This window comes from Arthrobacter sp. (genome assembly GCF_030540645.1).
Classification (GTDB): Bacteria; Actinomycetota; Actinomycetes; order Actinomycetales; family Micrococcaceae; genus Specibacter.
In genome coordinates this window covers 38997-54434 of sequence record NZ_JAUNVV010000004.1, presented here as the reverse complement: position 1 = coordinate 54434, position 15438 = coordinate 38997, and the positions used below count along the sequence as shown (strand labels likewise).

The 15438-nt window shown below is 61.3% G+C and carries 18 protein-coding genes; 11 read left to right on the top strand and 7 right to left on the bottom strand.

Annotation, left to right across the window (positions count from 1 at the left end; translation table 11 throughout):
• Nucleotides 1-112: 112 nt before the first annotated feature.
• Entirely contained in the window at nucleotides 113-958 is an 846-nt protein-coding gene (locus Q4P21_RS01735) for a glutamate ABC transporter substrate-binding protein (protein ID WP_303387166.1), read from the bottom strand.
• A gap of 148 nt (nucleotides 959-1106) precedes the next feature.
• Complete coding sequence (locus Q4P21_RS01730; protein ID WP_303387142.1) at nucleotides 1107-1862, bottom strand: amino acid ABC transporter ATP-binding protein; 756 nt, start codon at nucleotides 1860-1862, stop codon at nucleotides 1107-1109.
• 121 nt (nucleotides 1863-1983) lie between these two features.
• On the opposite strand from Q4P21_RS01730, the gene Q4P21_RS01725 reads away from it, so the two are divergent.
• The 5 genes from Q4P21_RS01725 (at nucleotide 1984) to Q4P21_RS01705 (ending at nucleotide 5364) form a co-directional block, all read left to right on the top strand.
• Nucleotides 1984-2760, top strand: coding sequence for a TIGR00730 family Rossman fold protein (locus Q4P21_RS01725; RefSeq protein ID WP_303387141.1), 777 nt, complete (start codon nucleotides 1984-1986; stop codon nucleotides 2758-2760).
• An 82-nt stretch (nucleotides 2761-2842) separates the two neighbouring features.
• On the top strand, nucleotides 2843-3205 hold the full coding sequence (locus Q4P21_RS01720) for a DivIVA domain-containing protein (protein WP_303387140.1): 363 nt from the start codon (nucleotides 2843-2845) through the stop codon (nucleotides 3203-3205).
• 6 nt (nucleotides 3206-3211) lie between these two features.
• Nucleotides 3212-3802 (top strand): DNA-3-methyladenine glycosylase I, encoded by a 591-nt coding sequence (locus tag Q4P21_RS01715; RefSeq protein WP_303387139.1) that lies wholly within the window; start codon nucleotides 3212-3214, stop codon nucleotides 3800-3802.
• Entirely contained in the window at nucleotides 3799-5052 is a 1254-nt protein-coding gene (locus Q4P21_RS01710; RefSeq protein ID WP_303387138.1) for a hypothetical protein, read from the top strand. Before Q4P21_RS01715 ends, Q4P21_RS01710 begins: the two co-directional genes overlap by 4 nt.
• A gap of 144 nt (nucleotides 5053-5196) precedes the next feature.
• On the top strand, nucleotides 5197-5364 hold the full coding sequence (locus Q4P21_RS01705) for a DUF3117 domain-containing protein (protein ID WP_303387137.1): 168 nt from the start codon (nucleotides 5197-5199) through the stop codon (nucleotides 5362-5364).
• A gap of 84 nt (nucleotides 5365-5448) precedes the next feature.
• On the opposite strand, the gene Q4P21_RS01700 is transcribed toward Q4P21_RS01705, so the two are convergent.
• Nucleotides 5449-6090: an O-methyltransferase gene (locus Q4P21_RS01700; protein WP_303387136.1), complete on the bottom strand. Its 642-nt coding sequence runs from the start codon at nucleotides 6088-6090 to the stop codon at nucleotides 5449-5451.
• 200 nt (nucleotides 6091-6290) lie between these two features.
• Between Q4P21_RS01700 and sigE the strand changes: the two genes are divergently transcribed.
• Together sigE and Q4P21_RS01690 are read left to right on the top strand one after the other, a co-directional pair.
• The gene (sigE, locus tag Q4P21_RS01695) at nucleotides 6291-6932 is read left to right on the top strand and encodes an RNA polymerase sigma factor SigE (protein WP_303387135.1); all 642 of its coding nucleotides are present in this window, start codon (nucleotides 6291-6293) and stop codon (nucleotides 6930-6932) included.
• A 111-nt stretch (nucleotides 6933-7043) separates the two neighbouring features.
• Entirely contained in the window at nucleotides 7044-7460 is a 417-nt protein-coding gene (locus tag Q4P21_RS01690; protein ID WP_303387134.1) for a twin-arginine translocase TatA/TatE family subunit, read from the top strand.
• Between the two features lie 226 nt (nucleotides 7461-7686).
• On the opposite strand, the gene Q4P21_RS01685 is transcribed toward Q4P21_RS01690, so the two are convergent.
• From Q4P21_RS01685 to Q4P21_RS01675, 3 genes are read right to left on the bottom strand one after another with little or no spacing between them, the layout of a single operon-like run.
• The gene (locus Q4P21_RS01685; protein WP_303387133.1) at nucleotides 7687-8814 is read right to left on the bottom strand and encodes an Mrp/NBP35 family ATP-binding protein; all 1128 of its coding nucleotides are present in this window, start codon (nucleotides 8812-8814) and stop codon (nucleotides 7687-7689) included.
• Nucleotides 8815-8824: 10 nt separating this feature from the next.
• Nucleotides 8825-9355, bottom strand: a complete 531-nt coding sequence (locus Q4P21_RS01680; RefSeq protein WP_303387165.1) for a DUF1003 domain-containing protein — start codon at nucleotides 9353-9355, stop codon at nucleotides 8825-8827.
• Between the two features lie 37 nt (nucleotides 9356-9392).
• Entirely contained in the window at nucleotides 9393-10676 is a 1284-nt protein-coding gene (locus Q4P21_RS01675; RefSeq protein WP_303387132.1) for a CBS domain-containing protein, read from the bottom strand.
• Nucleotides 10677-10853: 177 nt separating this feature from the next.
• Here Q4P21_RS01675 and Q4P21_RS01670 point away from each other — a divergent pair, with 177 nt between their 5' ends.
• From Q4P21_RS01670 to Q4P21_RS01660, 3 genes are all read left to right on the top strand, one after another.
• On the top strand, nucleotides 10854-11714 hold the full coding sequence (locus Q4P21_RS01670; protein WP_303387131.1) for a general stress protein: 861 nt from the start codon (nucleotides 10854-10856) through the stop codon (nucleotides 11712-11714).
• Nucleotides 11715-12029: 315 nt separating this feature from the next.
• Entirely contained in the window at nucleotides 12030-12503 is a 474-nt protein-coding gene (locus Q4P21_RS01665) for a hypothetical protein (RefSeq protein WP_303387130.1), read from the top strand.
• Nucleotides 12500-12799 carry a transcriptional regulator gene (locus Q4P21_RS01660; RefSeq protein WP_303387129.1) on the top strand — a complete coding sequence of 100 codons (300 nt, stop codon included), beginning with the start codon at nucleotides 12500-12502 and terminating at the stop codon, nucleotides 12797-12799. Before Q4P21_RS01665 ends, Q4P21_RS01660 begins: the two co-directional genes overlap by 4 nt.
• A gap of 127 nt (nucleotides 12800-12926) precedes the next feature.
• Here Q4P21_RS01660 and Q4P21_RS01655 read toward each other — a convergent pair whose 3' ends face one another.
• Nucleotides 12927-14501, bottom strand: a complete 1575-nt coding sequence (locus Q4P21_RS01655; protein ID WP_303387128.1) for an aminopeptidase P family protein — start codon at nucleotides 14499-14501, stop codon at nucleotides 12927-12929.
• Between the two features lie 152 nt (nucleotides 14502-14653).
• Between Q4P21_RS01655 and Q4P21_RS01650 the strand changes: the two genes are divergently transcribed.
• On the top strand, nucleotides 14654-15438 hold a 785-nt coding region (locus Q4P21_RS01650; RefSeq protein WP_303387127.1), incomplete at its 3' end, for a PHP domain-containing protein.

The window sequence follows — 15438 nt, the reverse complement described above, 5'->3', positions numbered from 1 at the left end:
TTTTAAAATATTTTTATCACCGGGCCTTGGTGTTTTTCTTTTTTTGGTCTTGGGGGATAGGGGTTGGTGTGGCGGGGGGTGCCCCGGGGCAAACACCACTACCTTGTGAGTCTTAGTACTGATCAACCGCGGGCTGCTCAACCTTGGTGCCTGACTTGCCCAGCGTGGAGTCGTAGATCTTGGTCCACGTTGCGTTGCCGTCGGTCAGCGTCTGGTTCAAGAACGTGCGCAGTGCGGTGTCGCCCTTGGGCAGACCGATTCCGTACTTCTCCACGGTGAACGGTTCGCCAACAACTTTCAGGTTGTCAGGATCTTGTGAGGCAAAGCCCAACAGGATGGCCTGATCGGTCGTGACAGCGTCAACGCTGCCACTCTTGAGTGCGTCCACGCACTTGGAGTAGATGTCGAACTCAACCGGAATGGCCTTGGGGAAATTCTCGCGAATGTTTTGGATGGGCGTTGAGCCGGTGGCGGAGCAAACCTTCTTGCCGTCCAGGTCCTTTTCGCTCTTGATGGTGTCGTTGGACTTCTGCACCAGCAAGCCCTGGCCCGTGATGAAGTACGGTCCGGCGAAGTCCACGAGGGCCTTGCGCTTGTCGGTGATGGAATAGGTGCCCACGTAGAGGTCCACGTCGCCGTTGGCGAGGGCCGTTTCACGGTTGGCTGAGGGGATGGCCTTGAAATCAATCTTGTCCTTGGCCACGCCCAGCGAGGCTGCCATCCACGTGGCAATCTCAATGTCGAATCCGCTGCGCTGGCCGGTGGCTGCGTCCAAGTAACCCAGTCCGGGCTGGTCTTCCTTCACACCGATCCGGATGGCCCCGGAGGACTTGATCTTATCGAACGTGGGGCTGCCTGTGAGGGCAACATCTTTGGCTACTTCAAAGGCCGGGGCGTCGCCAGCAGAGCCGCCGTCAGTGGAGCCTCCTCCTGCCGTTGTGCCGCCACAACCTGTCATAGCCAATGCCGTGGCTGCTAGAACAGCCGCAACTCCGAGGCTCTTCCTTCCAAAAAATTTCTTCACGTGTATTCCTTTGATAAGCGGCCGTCATGGCCGGTGAAATGATCGGCTTCAGCAGCCGGAGAAGCTAAAAATGAGTTGCGTGTCAGTTAGTGAGGATCTTGGACAAAAAGTCCTTGGCCCTGGCTGTTTGTGGATTGGTGAAGAACTCACTGGGCGTGGCCTCTTCGACAATCTGTCCATCAGCCATGAAGATCACCCTGTCCGCTGCTTTGCGGGCAAAGCCCATCTCGTGGGTTACCACCACCATGGTCATGCCTTCCTTGGCCAGTTCAACCATGACGTCCAGGACCTCATTGATCATTTCAGGGTCAAGTGCGCTGGTGGGCTCGTCGAAGAGCATGACCTTTGGCTTCATCGCCAAAGCCCGTGCGATGGCGACGCGCTGCTGCTGACCGCCGGAAAGCTGGGCCGGAAGTTTCGCTGCCTGGTGGCCTACGCCCACCCGGTCCAACAAGCTCAGGGCGAGCTTGTCGGCGTCGGACTTGTTCATGCCCTTTACCTTGATGGGACCCAGTGTGACGTTTTCTAAAATCGTTTTGTGTGCAAACAAGTTGAACGACTGGAACACCATGCCCACATCGGCGCGCAGGGCCGCGAGCTGACGGCCTTCCTTGGGAAGTTCCTTGCCCTCAATCGTGATGGAACCCGAATCGATGGTTTCCAGCCGGTTGATGGCGCGGCACAGGGTCGATTTGCCGGAGCCCGAAGGTCCGATGACAACCAATACCTCACCCTTGGCGACTTGCAAGTTGATGTCCTTGAGCACGTGCAGAGTGCTGTAGTGCTTGTTAACAAGCTTTAACTCCACTAATGCAGGAGCATGTCCGGGATTTGTCATGCATTGAATCTATCGAGTTTCTCGCGAGGTGGAAGAGAAATCACGAAGATGGGCAAGGATCGTAACGCTAACGAGATATTCCGAACCAGCGTTTTAGCCGTTTTCACGTAGCCTTAGGGGCATGAGCGCACCCACAGGACCCAGCAGCCCCATTCGCCCGCAACTTCGACGATTCGGCATATGGCGCAAAAACGGCAAGGGCCACGAAACCGCGGATGCCCGGCTGCTGGAGACCCCGCCGAGCAGCGATTTCACCCACACCGACCCGTGGCGGGTCATGCGGATCCAAAGCGAGTTCGTGCAGGGCTTTGATGCGTTGGCTGAAATTGGCCCGGCCATCAGCGTGTTCGGCTCGGCTCGGACGAAACGGGACTCACCGTTTTACGCCACCGGGGTTGAAGTGGGCAAGCGCCTGGTGGAAGCGGGCGTGGCGGTCATCACCGGTGGCGGGCCCGGCTCCATGGAAGCAGCCAACCGGGGTGCTGCAGAGGCAGGCGGGCTGTCCATTGGCCTGGGTATTGAACTTCCCTTTGAAGAAGGCATGAATGAATGGGTTGGTCTGGGCGTCGACTTCCGCTACTTCTTTGCCCGTAAGACCATGTTCGTGAAGTACGCCCAAGGCTTCGTGGTGCTGCCCGGAGGACTGGGTACCCTGGACGAGCTCTTTGAAGCCATGGTCCTCGTGCAAACCAGCAAGGTCAGCCAATTTCCCATTGTGCTTGTGGACAAGGAATTCTGGGGTCCGCTGCTTGACTGGATTCGCGACGTAGTCATTGAACGAGGCCTTGTTTCGGTGGGGGACATGGACATTATCTCGATCGTGGACACGGCAGAAGAAGCCGTCGAACTTGTCATGGCCGGCAAGGCCGGTGCAAAGGTCGCTGCCCGTCGGGGCTGACTTCATTGCTGTGGGGCGCTGTAGCTTGCTGTTGGCGGCGTGACATACGCCAGTATGGCCGCGCGTCTGGCACCATGGTCTAGTGACTTATTTCTTGATCTTTCTGGCGGTGGCGGTGGCTGCAGCAGCGGCGCTGTACGTGGTGGGGCTGAACAGGCAGGAGCCCGACGCTCCCGTATATGCTGACGCGCTGGCCGCGCCCGTGGCGAATCTGCCACCGGTTCTGCTGCCGGGCACGCCCGAGCCCGCAGACGTGGATAAGTTGCGGTTCTCCTTGGGGCTGCGGGGCTACCGTATGGATCAGGTTGACGAAGTCCTTGACCGGCTCCGCGACGAGTTGGCAACAAAGAATGCACGCATCACTGAGCTGGAAGGTGCGTTGAGCGCAGCCGACGGAGGTGCCGCACCCGGCGGTTCCGACGCAGATACCAGCCACAGCGGCTGATCGGATATGACTGGGGTAGCCGGAGCCGACGGCCGAATCCGCTGTGCCTGGGCCGGCATTGAACGCGACGAGCAATACCAGCGCTACCATGACCTCGAGTGGGGCAGGGCAGTGGCAGGTGAAGCGGAGTTGTTTGAAAGGCTGAGTCTGGAAGCCTTCCAGTCCGGTCTCAGCTGGCTCACTATCTTGCGCAAGCGCGAGGCATTCAGAACGGCCTTTGCCCACTTCGATCCCGCAGTCGTTGCCAGCTATGGCCAAGGCGACGTCGAACGGCTCATGGAGGATGCTTCAATTGTGCGCAACCGCCTGAAAATCAACGCCACGATTGGCAACGCCAAAGCACTGCTGGCACTGCCTTCCGGAACAACGCTCGGTTCGCTCATCGCCTCGGAGACGCCTGCTTCCAACCGGCCTGCGGGGGCACCGATTCCAACGCAGACGCCCGAATCGCGGCAGCTGGCGAAAAGCCTTAAAAAGCACGGGTTTTCATTTGTCGGACCAACCACCGCCTATGCCATGATGCAGGCCATCGGCGTCGTCAATGACCACCAGCCGGAGTGCTGGCTGGCACCGGAGAGAGTTTTGACCCTGCCGTGAGCGGGCCCAATAAACGTGCTCTGGAAAAGGGTCCGGTGCGCACCGTCAACGATGAGCTCTATGCCATGTTGCGTAGTGCTCTCGCCCCGTTGCGGAAAGCGCCGTGGTGGCTGAAGGTCACGTTAATTTATGGCGCAGCCCGGTTTGTCTCTTACGCCATCCTGCTCGGTGCGGCCTGGCATGCCGAAGCCTCCCCATGGGGCGGCCGGCAGCCTGACTACTTGACGTTCATCGACCGCTGGGATGCCGGCTGGTACGAGCGAATCTTCAACGGCGGCTACCCGAGCAGCATCCCGCGCAATGACGACGGCACGGCGCAGCCCAACCAATGGGCCTTTTATCCACTCTTCCCACTGTTGGCGCGTGGACTCAGTGCCGTGACCGGATGGGATTGGGCAACGTCCGGTGCCACCGTGGCAACCGTGGCCGGGCTGGCCGCCGCGCTGATGATCTTCTGCCTGTTCAAGTACGTTGCTTCAACATTGACGGCCTTGTGGGGCGTGGCGTTCTTTGCCGTGTTCCCGGCCTCCCCGATCCTGCAAGTTCCCTATGCTGAATCGTTGGGCATTTTCTTCCTCGCTGCTGCGCTGCACCTGCTGATCAAGCGAAACTACTGGGCCGCGATGCCCATGGTGGTGCTGCTGTGTCTGACGCGTCCGGCAGGGGTGCCGTTTGCCGCCGTCGTTCTTGTGCATCTGCTGTTGCGCTGGCGGCACCGAAACGATGAACCGTTTCCGCGCAGGGACATGGCAGCCGGCACGGGGCTGCTGGTTTTGAGTGCCCTCATGGCGTTTGCGTGGATGCTGGCAGCGTGGTGGGTGACGGGGGAGCGCAGCGCCTACACCGATACGGAAACCGCATGGCGCGGCACGTCGTTGGTGCTTTTCAAACCGTGGTTCGACGCCGGTGTTTCTCTGGTGGGGCCATTCTGGGGTCCCGTGCTGCCCATACTTTTTGTGGCGTTGGCAGCGCTGTACCTGAATTCCAGGGCCGTCCGAGGGATCGGGCCGGAACTGCGTATGTGGTGCGCCATGTACTTGTTGTACCTGCTGGCCGTTTTGCATCCACAGTCCAGCACGTTCCGCATGCTGCTTCCATTGTTTCCGCTGGCCTTGGCAGCCGCCTTCATCTCCCGCTCCCGTGCGTACCGCTGGAGCGTGTTGGTGCTGTTTTGCGTCCTGCAAATCGTGTGGGTGGTGTGGTTGTGGCAATTTTCCGCCATCAGCACCGGCCAGGCCTGGCCACCCTAATGGCATCGACTGTGTCAGGGTGGGCGCGCCGATTAGCGCCCGGGCAGCCAGTACGGAATAATGGCTTGTGAGCAATACAACAGAAAGCCCTGCTGGGGAAAGCCCAGGCAGGGCAGGTGTGCACTACGAAAAGGGGAACTCCTGATGGCGGCCATGAAACCTAGAACCGGCGACGGTCCAATGGAAGTGACTAAAGAAGGTCGGAGCTTGATTCTGCGTCTGCCGCTGGAAGGTGGCGGGCGGCTCGTGGTTGAGATGAACGCCGACGAGGCCGTCAGCCTCAAGGATTGCCTGGTAGGGGCAACAGAGTAGCACCCACCGGAAGAGTCCAAAAAAGTGGAGGAACAGCTGATGCTGTCCCTCCACTTTTTTGTCCTCATAAAGGAACTGGCGCCGTTAGGGTTGCTGCCGCTTGACCGCCAGCAACAGGCCATCGCCGGTGGGCAGCATGGTGCTGAGCAGCGCTTCGTTATCGCGGATGAGCTTGCCTACGCGGCGCAGCACCACGGTACTGGTTTCGCGGATGGCGGGATCAGAGACCCGGTCCTTGTCCAGGGCGTCGTTGACAATCAGCAATCCGCCTGGCTTGAGCAGGCGGATGGCTTGTTCCACGTACTCGGGGAAACTGGGCTTGTCGGCGTCAATGAACACCAAGTCGTAGGCGCGGTCCGTCAGCCGTGGCAGCACATCCTGGCCACGGCCGGAAATGGTCCTCGTGCGGTTGGCAGGGGACCCGGACTCGGCAAAGGCCTCACGCGCCGCCTTGAGGTGGTCGACGTCGGGGTCGATGGTGGTCAGCACGGCCCGCGCACCCAGCCCGCGCAGGAGCGAAACGCCGGAGACGCCGGCGCCGGTGCCAACTTCTACTGCAGTTTGCGCCTTCGAGTTGGCAGCGAGGACGGTCAGCGTGGCCGCCACTCCTGGGCTGACGGCGAACAGGCCCAACTCGTGAGAGCGTTCCCGGGCACGTCTCAGAACAATGTCTTCCACAGGGAGTCCCTCTGCGTAGGACCAGCTGGTGGATTTATCGGCGCTCATGGGCAGTGTTTCCTAACATGGGCAGTAGCTGTTGCGGTGGCTACCCCTAGCCTACTGCCTGCGCGCCCGGCGTACTGGCGGGTACTGCTCAGCTAAATGTCAGCAACGTTTGCCACACTATTGGGACATACAGCGATTGTTCCCTAGGCTTGACATTCCCGACGTGGGAAAAGCAGACGAGACTGAACCGAGGTGCAGAGATGAGTCCGAGCGTAAACCCCGTGATTCTTCCCGCCAGTACAGCCGGACAGGACGTTGCTTCCGAGTGGGTCATGCCCTCATGGACTGAGGTGGTTGAAAACCACTCCGCCAAGGTTTTCCGTCTTGCGTACCGGCTAACAGGCAACAAGTATGACGCCGAAGATCTCACCCAAGAAGTTTTTGTCCGCGTGTTCAAGTCCTTGGAAAACTTCAAGCCAGGAACGCTCGATGGCTGGCTGCACCGCATCACCACCAACTTGTTCCTTGACCAGGCACGCCGCAAGCAGCGAATCCGCTTCGACACCTTGTCCGAGGATGCTGCCGCCCGCCTGCCCGGCAACGATCCGGGCCCCGAGCGGATCTTTGAATTCAACAACCTCGACAATGACATTGCCGCAGCGTTGGAGGCCTTGCCGCCAGACTTTCGCGCCGCCGTCGTACTTTGTGACATGGAAGGCCTCTCCTACGACGAAGTGGCGAATGCGTTGGGTATCAAGCTCGGCACGGTGCGTTCGCGCATCCACCGCGGCCGGTCCATGCTGCGGGAATCTTTGGCAGACAGGGCGCCCGGAGGCAGCAGCAACGTCCGCCCGGCGCGCAAGCCGCTGTTGAAGCTGCCGCGGATGGGCACCGCAGGCTAGACTTTTCCTTGGCAGTTGCCAACAGTCCGCAGACAAAGAATAATCCCTAAACGTTCGAGCGTTAACGCTGGGAATCGTTGCTTTGAGCCTTGAGAGGGTAATCTTCCTAACGTGTTTGGTATCAATACCCCCGAGCTGGTCCTGATTATCATTGTGGCAGTCCTGGTGATCGGCCCTTCCCGGCTTCCCGGCTACTTGGAGAAGCTGAAGAACCTCATTCGCGAGGTACGCAAGATGGCTTCCGGTGCGCGTGAAACAATTCGCGAAGAGGCCGGGGTGGACATTGATGACATTGACTGGAAGAAGCTTGACCCGCGCCAGTACGACCCCCGCCGCATTATTCGCGAGGCGCTGCTTGATGACGACGACGCGGAAGCGCTGAACTCGCTGAAGATGGCTCCGGGTGCGGCCATCGCCTCCATGATGGGCAAGGACAGCGACAAGAGTGCCGACCCGGTTGCCGCAACGCCCGAGATTGTGCGCCTCCCCGAGGGTGAGCGCGCCCCGTTCGACGTTGAAGCGACGTAAACACACGTTTTTTGCTTTGCGGCGGGTCTGCTCCGCAGGCTTCGGTCGCTCGAAACCGCGCTTTGTCCGCGTGTCCGCGTCTGAGTCGCAAACCCGCGGTTAGGCAACCGCTGTTTCGCGGTTGCAGCGCGGGTCTGCGGGCCAGAGGCGGTTTTGCGACGTCGGCCAGCCCCGAATGTGCTGGAGCGTTGGGGCATTACGCCCCGAAAGTGCGGGAGCGTTGGGGTTAGCGGGGGGTGACGCCCAGGCTCAGCCCGGAAAGCCCGCGTGGACGCACGGCCAGCCTGTCCGCAATGGCCAGCAAGGCCGCAGCGGCTGGCGATTCCGGGTCCGAGAGAACGATGGGCAAACCAGCGTCGCCGCCCTCACGCAGTGCAACATCGAGCGGGATCTGCCCCAGCAGCTCTACGGGTGAGTTGACGGTTTGTGACAGCCGCTTGGCAAGCAGCTCGCCGCCGCCGGAGCCGAACAACTCCATGGTGCTGCCGTCGGGCAGAGTCAAAAAGGACATGTTTTCAATGGCGCCGGCAATTTTCTGCCCCGTCTGGACAGCAATGGCACCGGCACGCTCGGCCACATCGGCAGCGGCCGCCTGCGGGGTTGTCACCACCAGCAGCTCAGCCTTGGGCAGCAGCTGCGCTACGGAAATCGCCACGTCGCCCGTGCCCGGCGGCAGGTCGAGAAGCAGAATATCCAAGTCTCCGAAGTAGACATCGGACAGGAACTGCTCCAGTGCCCTGTGCAGCATGGGCCCACGCCAGGCAACTGGTTGGTTGCCGGCCACGAACATGCCGATCGAAATGACCTTCACACCGTGGGACACCGGCGGCAGGATCATCTCATCCACCCGCGTGGGCGCCTGAGTAATGCCCATGAGCCCGGGAACCGAGAATCCGTAAACATCTGCGTCGACAATGCCCACGCGCAGCCCCCTCGCGGCAAGGGCGCAGGCAAGGTTGACGGTGACCGAGGACTTGCCCACACCTCCCTTGCCGCTGGCCACGGCATAAATACGGGTCAGTGAGCCTTCGTCGTTGAAGGGGATGCCGCGCTCGGGTGCGCTACCCTTCAATCGTTCCTTGAGCTCCGCACGTTGTTCGGCAGTCATGACGGTCAGCTCCACGTCAACGTCAGTGACGCCGTCGAGCTTGGCCAGTGCGCCCGTGACATCCGCCGTGATGGTCCCGCGCAGGGGGCAGCCGGCTATCGTGAGGCGGACGACGGCGCGTACCCGGCCGCCGTCGAACGCCTCCACCGACTCGACCATGCCCAATTCCGTGATGGGCCGGCGCAGTTCAGGGTCAATGACCGTGGCCAGGGCGGCAAGCAAAGTGGAGTGGGACGGGGCATTCATGGAGCAAACCTTAGGGATTGGTGGAGCGCTTGGAGTTGCGGGTCTCTTTCAGGGTATCCCGACCGTCTGTTTGCGGGCCTGATGGGTGGGGATCCTCCTGCACGGCCAGCAACTCTTCGAGCAGACCGCGCAGTTCCGAGCGGACAAAGTCACGTGTGGCCACTTCACGCAAGGAAATACGCAGGGCCGCAATCTCGCGGGTCAGGTACTCGGTGTCGGCCAAATTGCGCTCATTGCGGGAACGGTCCTGCTCAATCTGTACCCTGTCGCGGTCGTCCTGGCGGTTCTGTGCCAGGAGAATCAACGGCGCAGCGTAGGAAGCCTGGGTGGAGAAGAACAAGTTAAGCAAAATGAACGGGTAGGGGTCCCAGTGCAGGCCGAAAAGACCAACGACATTGATGGAGATCCAGACAATGACGAACACTGTCATATACAGCAGGAAATTGGCCGTACCCATGTAGCGGGCAAAGCGTTCGGCGAAGCGGCCAAAGAAGTCCGGGTCGCTGGTCAGGTTGGGCAGGAGCCGGGATTTCAGCTCCATGGGCGTGTCAAGGCCGCCACCCTTTGCGTGGTGCCGCTCAGCCAATGCGTCCTCCTAATTTCCTAAACGGTGCCCCGTCTTCATGGGTGCGCCAGTCGTCAGGCAAGAGATGGTCCAACAAGTCATCAACCGTGACGGCGCCAACCAGGCGGCCTTCTTTGTTGAGCACCGGTAGGGAGTTGAGGTTGTAGGAGGCCATGATGTGGCTCACCACCGCAATATCATCCTGGTCCGAGACGGGGCTGAGGTTCTTATCCACAATGGTGCCCAATTGTTCGGGGGGCGCGCTGCGCAGCAACTGTTGGATGTGGACCACGCCAAGGAAGCGTCCGGTGGGGGTTTCCAGGGGTGGTCGGCAAATGAAGATGGCCGATGCCAGTGCGGGGGAGAGGTCTTCACTGCGGACATGGGCCAGCGCTTCTGCAACGGTCGCTTCAGGGGGCAGGATGACGGGGACGGGTGTCATGAGGGCGCCGGCTGTTCCCTCCGCATATTGGAGCAGACGGCGCACATCCTTCGCTTCATCCGGTTCCATGAGCAGCAGGAGCTGCTCCGCTTTGGCCTTGGGCAGATCCGCCAGAAGATCGGCGGCGTCGTCAGGGTCCATTTCTTCCAGTACGTCGGCTGCCCGCTCGTTGTCCAAGGCGGAGAGCAACGTGACCTGATCATCTTCAGGGAGCTCGGACATGACGTCTGCCAGGCGCTCATCCTGCAGTTCGCTGGCCACTTCTACACGGCGTTTGTTGCTCATGTCCTGCATGGCGTCGGCAAAATCCGCCGGTTTGAGGCTCTCATGGTTGGCGACGAAGAAGGTGGCGCTTTGTGGTTGCGTGGCGTCCTCAGTTCGCGCTTCGGACCAGTCAATCAGCACGGTGTGTCCGCGGCGCAGTCCGCGCAGGCGGGACGTGGAGGCTCCGCGGCGAACAAAGAGTTTAGTGACGAGCCAGTCGCCGTTGTTCTGCTGGTCCATGGCGATGTCTTCGATGACGGCCACGCCGCTGCCATCCACGAGTGTCACCTTGCGGTCAAAAATCCCGCCCACCACCAGTTGCTCGGCACCGCGCTGTTCAAAGCGACGCAAATTCACCAAACCGGTGCAGATGATTTGGGACTGGTCCATGGAAGTCAGCCGGGTCATGGGCACAAAGACCCGCTTCTTGCCGGGAACTTCCACCACTATGCCCACCGCATGGGGTGCCGCGTTCAGCTTTCGACCCAGAACGACGACGTCGCGCAGCTTCCCAAGACGATCTCCGATGGGGTCAAAGACGTCAAGGCCCAAAAGTCGGGCAACAAAGATTCGTGTTGGTTGTGTACTCACAGATACAGGCTACTTCCCCGCTCGTGCAATGGCCCAACCTTTACTCCTGCCGTTGATGTTGCGGTCAAGTCCTGAGTGTGGGCTTGGCTGAGTGTCGCAGGTGGTGCTCATGGACCTTTCATTTCACTGCCAGCGATACTCCAGCCAACGTGCAGCATCATGATGGACAATAGAAGCATGGCAAACCTCTTTGGACGCACTCGACCACAGGACGAGGCCCGTATTGTTCCCACCGGCGAAACAATCGGTTCCTACACTTCTTATCTGGATGCGCAAAAAGCAGTTGACTACTTGGCGGATGAAAAGTTTCCCGTCCGGCATGTCTCCATTGTGGGCAACGACCTGAAGATTGTGGAGCGGGTGACAGGGAAGCTCAGCTACCCGCGTGTGGCCCTCACCGGCGCCATGACCGGTGCATGGTTTGGCTTGTTCATTGGCGTGATGCTTTCCTTCTTTGACTCCGGAAGCAATGGCGGTGCACCGTATCTGAACGTTTTCACGTCAGTCCTTTTGGGTGCTGCGCTGTGGATGTTGTTCGCGATCATTGGCTATGCCGCGCAGCGTGGCAAGCGCGACTTCACCTCCACCAATCAGGTGCTGGCCACCAGCTATGACGTGATAGTCACCGCTGATGTGGCCATGGACGCACGCCGCCTGCTGGCCCAGCTGCCGATGAACTCCAACGCTCCCCGGCCATCGCAGGGGTATCAGGGACAGGGCTTCCACGGCCAAGGACAAAATCAGGGATACCGTCCTCCGGTGCAGCCCCCGGCTTCATCCGGTCCGGCTCCATCACGGCCCGAAGGCTGGCATGATCCCTACGCGCCTGCAGACCAAGCCGCTGGCGATTCGTCTGGTCAAGGTGAAAACGCTCAGGGAGACGCGAATACGCATCCTGTCCAGGCAACAACCCCGCGGGGACAGTTCCATGATTTGCCTGATGGGCGCCCGCAATACGGCATTCGGGTGGAGCCCGCTCCGGTGCCCAAGGACCCTAACGCACCTGCCGATGGCCAGGGTGGCGGATCCGGCACCTGATTGCCCGTCCGACCAGTCCCTGCTTAAGTAGAAATCGAATGACAACAACCCGCAGTCGCCTGCGGGTTGTTGAGTTTAAGTCGCCATGTCGCCGCGTTGAGTGATTCATACAGCAGCTGATGCGGGTGCCACGTTCCGCCCGTAGACAATACTGCGGCTGATGCGAGTTGGCCCGCGTGTCACCCGCCGGAGCTGCAGTTTGAATCGCAGTCACAGCGGCGCACCCGCCGGAGCTGCCGATTGACGACGCTCAGAGCGAGGGTTTCCTATACCGACTGTTGACTTTCCATAGTAGAAAGTGATTGACTTTCCACTATGGAAACTAACTCGAATCTTGAAGACGCTGCAGCCGGCGACGCCCGCGCCGCCCTTGCGGCCATTGGCAGTGCGCGCTCCAGCGCCGCTGATCGCCTCGTGACTCCTTGGTGGTACCACCCAATTCTTGGCCTGCTGGCAGCGGTGTTCGTCGTGGTCTACACAACCGGGGACATTGTGGCCGTGCTCATCGTCACCGTCGTGTATTTTGCTGGCCTGGGCATCCTCATGGGGGTCTACAAGGAGAAGACCGGGATGTGGATCAACGGTCTCAGGGCAGGAAGGGCCACGTGGTGGACAATTCCCCTGGTGGTGATAATGGTGGCCTGCATGGGCGGTGCGTATTATTTACACGCCGTGCATGGGCTTGACTGGCCTGCCTGGGTGGCGGGTGCCATTGTTTTTGCTGCCGTGAACTTTTTTGGCCTCCGCTTTGATATCGCACTGCGCGCCCAGCTGCGGAAAACGCCGTGACGGCCGCGACTGAACCCGGACTCAACGAGGTCATCCATGCACCCAACCGGCTGCGGATCTGCGCGTTTCTGAGCATGGTGGACCGGGCGGAGTTCGCCGTCATCCGCGACATGCTCGGGGTGGCCGACTCCGTCACGAGCAAGCAGTTGAAGGTGCTCGAGGACGCCGGATATCTCACGCTTACGAAACCGACCGGCAAGGGGCGCGTCAAGACGTGGGCCGGGCTTACGGGGGAGGGGCGGAAGGCGTATGCCTCCCACGTCGCTGCAATCAAGGCGCTAATTGCGGGCCAGTGACGCCGAGGGGTGAGAGTGGGCGCGAGCGGAAGGAAAACACAAAGGACGACGTCGGCACCCAAGTCCGGGTGTCGACGTCGTCCTTTGCTGCGGGCGCTTTGTTGCAGGCGTGCCTACAGTAGATGCATCAGCCCAGCAGGTTCGCCATCCACGCTTCGACGGCGTCGGCCTCGCGGGGCAGTGCCGCGCTCAGGTTGACGGGGCCGTTGGCGGTGATGAGGATATCGTCCTCGATGCGCACGCCATGGCCGCGGTACTCGGCCGGGATGGCCAGGTCCTCGTCCTTGAAGTACAGGCCGGGCTCGATCGTGAAGATCATGCCCTCGGTGATGATGCCGTCAATGTAGAGGTCGGCGCGGGCCTGGGCGCAGTCGTGCACGTCAAGACCCAGGTGGTGGCTGGTGCCGTGCGGCATCCAGCGGCGGTGCTGCTGGCCGGCGGGGGAGAGTGCAACCTCGGCGGTGACGGGCAGCAGGCCCCAGTCGGAGAGGCGCTCGGCCAGGACCTTCATGGCGGCCTCGTGCACTTCGCGGAACTTCCGTCCCGGCACGGCCACCGCGAAGGCTGCGTCGGCAGCATCCAACACGGCCTGGTAGATCTTGCGCTGGACGTCGGTGTACTTGCCGTTGACGGGCAGGGTGCGAGTGACGTCCGCCGTGTACAGCGTGTCTGCTTCCACCCCGGCGTCGACGAGCAGCAGCTTGCCGGAATCCACCGTGCCGGTGTTGCGGTTCCAGTGCAGGACGGTGGCGTTGTTGCCAGCGGCGGCAATGGTGTCGTAGCCCAGCTCGTTGCCTTCTTCACGGGCGCGGGCAAAGAACGCACCTTCCACAACGCGCTCTCCACGCTTGTGGGCGACCGCACGGGGCAAGGCCTTCACAATGTCTTCGAAGCCGGCGATCGTGGCGGCCACGGCCACCTTCATCTGCTCAATTTCCCACTCGTCCTTGACCAGGCGAAGGGCTGACAGTTCCTCGGCGAGCTGTGCGTCGAGGTCGTCCAGGATGGAGAAGTCCATGGCGTCCGGATTTTTCGCCGTGTTGTAGCGGGCAGTGTCCACCAGGGCGTCGATGTTCTCATCCACCTTGCGCACCAAGCGGATGGACGTGCCGCCGACGCTGGTCTCGCCAACGTTCTTCGTGACGGCTACTTCAAGCTCGCTCAGGTCCGCGGTGGGCAAGCCGAGGAGGGCCTGGAACTCTGCGAGGGTGGGGCGGCGGCCAATCCAAAATTCGCCACTTCGGGAATCTGCGTAAAACGCCTTGGAGTCCCGGCCGGCCATGGGACGGAAGTACAAGGTGGCGCGGTGATTGCCGCCGTCGTCCCCTTCACCGTCAGCTACGGGATCCAGCACCAGTACGGCGTCGGGCTCATGGTCCACGCCAAGGCCTGTCAGATGTGCGAAGGCGGAATGCGGGCGGAAACGGTAGTCGCAGTCATTGGAGCGGACCTTCAACGGCCCGGCCGGGATGACGAGGCGTTCATTCTTGAACTGCCCGGAAATCGCACGACGGCGGCGCGCGGCATGATCTGCCACCTCGGCCCGGGCGGGGAGCTCAGCGGAGCCGGGGGCCCACTGGGAGGCCATGAAGGTGCGGAAAGCGTCCGAGTCGGGACGGTGTGAACGGTTGTTCACCCGCTCCTCGAGAGGCTGCTCGCTTGAATGGTCGGTGTTCGCGGGGGTTTTCTCATTGTGGTTCACTCCTTAAGTCTCCCACCGCTTGCGAAAAGGGACAAAGGCAGGGCAATGTACCCGGGGTAGGCCGGTACCGGAGCCGTGCCGGGGCTCGGCTGAGACCGTGCCGGGAAGGTGGCGACTGCTCCATCAGGGGATGGGCGACGTACGCTTGGGGCGTGAGGATCGATCTGCATACCCATTCCAATATTTCCGACGGCACCCAAACTCCGGCTGAGCTGGTGGTCGCGGCCGCGCAGGCACACCTGGACGTCATGGCCCTGACTGACCACGACTCCACGGCTGGCTGGGCGGAGGCGCTGGGTGCGGCCCATGAGCGCGGGGTGGGGCTGGTGCCGGGCATGGAAATTTCCTGCAAGACGGACCGTGGCGTCAGCGTCCACCTGCTCTGCTACCTGCAGGATCCAGCTCACCCCGGACTGCTGGAGGAGATCACCAAGGCCAAAACTGCCCGCCTGAGTCGCGCCGAACGCATGGTGGAGCTCCTTTCCGAGGACTACCCGCTCAGCTGGGCGGACGTCAACGACCATGTGGCCCCAGGAGCCACGATTGGGCGCCCGCACATTGCCGACGCCCTCGTTGCAGCTGGCGTTGTGGCAGACCGAAGTGAGGCTTTCGCCAGCATCTTGACGTCGCGTTCTCGCTACTTTGTCAGCCACTATGCCCCGGACCCCGTCCAGGCAGTGGAGCTGGTGCGCGCTGCCGGGGGCGTGCCCGTGTTTGCGCACCCTGTCGCAGCGGCGAGGGGACGGGTGGCGCCACCTGAGGTCTTCCATGACATGATCGACGCCGGACTGCTGGGCTTGGAAGTCGATCACCGGGACAACCCACCCGTGGGCCGTGAATGGCTGCGCAAACTGGCGGCGGAAACCGGCATGATCATGACCGGTTCCTCCGACTACCACGGGGCGGGGAAGCCGAATCTGCTGGGTGAAAACCTGAC